The sequence below is a fragment of the Hydrogenobaculum sp. genome, assembly GCF_049967395.1.
In the GTDB taxonomy this organism is placed as follows: Bacteria; Aquificota; Aquificia; order Aquificales; family Aquificaceae; genus Hydrogenobaculum.
Map to the genome: position 1 here is coordinate 1 of NZ_JBMFST010000110.1, position 1,426 is coordinate 1,426.

The 1,426-nt window shown below is 30.6% G+C and carries 3 protein-coding genes, 1 pseudogene and 1 riboswitch; all 4 genes and pseudogenes read right to left on the reverse strand.

The window, feature by feature from the left end:
• Positions 1–296: pseudogene (locus ACP5S8_RS08365) on the reverse strand (prenyltransferase/squalene oxidase repeat-containing protein); the annotation flags it as partial.
• A complete protein-coding gene (locus ACP5S8_RS08370; protein WP_461876481.1) occupies positions 280–594 on the reverse strand; it encodes a DUF190 domain-containing protein in 315 nt (104 codons plus the stop codon). The pseudogene ACP5S8_RS08365 and the gene ACP5S8_RS08370, both read right to left, overlap by 17 nt.
• On the reverse strand, positions 591–902 hold the full coding sequence (locus ACP5S8_RS08375; protein ID WP_461876482.1) for a DUF190 domain-containing protein: 312 nt from the start codon (positions 900–902) through the stop codon (positions 591–593). Before ACP5S8_RS08375 ends, ACP5S8_RS08370 begins: the two co-directional genes overlap by 4 nt.
• Positions 899–1,267 carry a fluoride efflux transporter CrcB gene (gene crcB, locus ACP5S8_RS08380; RefSeq protein ID WP_461872579.1) on the reverse strand — a complete coding sequence of 123 codons (369 nt, stop codon included), beginning with the start codon at positions 1,265–1,267 and terminating at the stop codon, positions 899–901. Before crcB ends, ACP5S8_RS08375 begins: the two co-directional genes overlap by 4 nt.
• Positions 1,268–1,284: 17 nt before the next feature.
• Positions 1,285–1,353: riboswitch (Fluoride riboswitch) on the reverse strand.
• Positions 1,354–1,426: the final 73 nt, after the last annotated feature.

Here is a 1,426-nt window from a genome sequence, read left to right on the forward strand (position 1 = left end):
TTAAAATGTAATTCAATACTTGCTTTATATACTCTAGGATCTTCTTTTAAAAGTTCAAGGCATCTAATAGAATAATAATGTTTTTCAACAGTATCAGCATTCAAAAACGAGTTTATAATATACTGAATAGTTTTATTGGATATACCCTTATCAAATGCCACAAGCGTTCTTATAGCATAATAAGTATCATAAGTATTTGACTCTTCCAGATACGGATGCCTATAAAACGAATACCCACCATCGCTACATAGTTTAGATTCCACATACTCTATAGATTTTTCAATCGCTTTTTCCATCTTTATATATCACCAAGCAATCAGCTATTATCATAAGTATATTTTTATCTTTTAACCTATCTATTACTTCGCATATCTTATTATCTTCATCTACTGTATCTATTCTAATACCCATATTATAAGATTCCATTTCTATAAAAATATTTGAAATATTTTTTGAAGGTCCGTAAGAGTATATAGTTTTAAAAACTGTAGCTCCAGATATACCTAACGATTTTAAAAGCCTAAAAATGTAGTCAACAATATTTTCATTTTCTATCTTATCATTTTCTTTAACGTATATACTAAGCCTTTTCATCTTATTATCTCTACCTCTTCAAGTGTTATAAGTCCAGTGTTTAACTCTTTTAAAATATCTTCTAAAATAGGAAGTATATTTTCTATATTTTCTTTGGAGTCAACTATTTCTATAGATATAGGTTCATTTTTTGAAAAAATGCCATGCTCATGAATCTTTTTAGATTTTCCGTATCCTTCTACAGCTTTAAATACGCTTAAGCCTGATATATTGCTTTCTAAGCAAACGTCAGCTATATACTCAAAAAGCGGTTTGCCTTTATATCTTGTATTAAACTCCACTATAATTTTTAAAAGATATCCTTTCATAGGCGTTCTCCTATTATCCTACCAAGCCAAACAAACAAAAACCCTAAAATATTTGTTCCTAATATGTAATATAAAGCTTTTAGATACTGACCCTCTGCCAAGAGTCCAAAACCTTCCAACGTAAAAGTAGAAAACGTTGTGTAACCACCAAGTACTCCTGTTATCAAAAGAAGCCTTACGCTTGGTGGCGTGTTCAGGGTTTCTACCAAATAAACGCTTAAAAAGCCTATGGCAAAAGCTCCAGAAACATTTATTAGAAAAGTACCTAAAGGAAAGTTTGGTACATGTTTTTGGACAAAACTTGCAAAGATATATCTTATCAAAGCTCCAATGCCACCGCCTACAAGCACCGCAAGATAGTTCATAAAACCTCCTACTAATATAGCTTGTAGGCGTTATCAGCCCATTTTGAGGTGGGCGGTTAAAGGAGAACGCCATCTCCTATATAAAGCAAATTCTACCATTAAAAAACTAAAAATTCTATGCTTAAAATCATTGTATATATAAAAATTTTTTTATATAAT

Excerpts from the sequence above, each read along its gene's own strand:
- ACP5S8_RS08375 (WP_461876482.1), bottom strand. The coding sequence starts at position 902 with ATGAAAGGATATCTTTTAAAAATTATAGTGGAGTTTAATACAAGATAT.
- crcB (WP_461872579.1), bottom strand. The coding sequence starts at position 1,267 with ATGAACTATCTTGCGGTGCTTGTAGGCGGTGGCATTGGAGCTTTGATA.
- ACP5S8_RS08370 (WP_461876481.1), bottom strand. The coding sequence starts at position 594 with ATGAAAAGGCTTAGTATATACGTTAAAGAAAATGATAAGATAGAAAAT.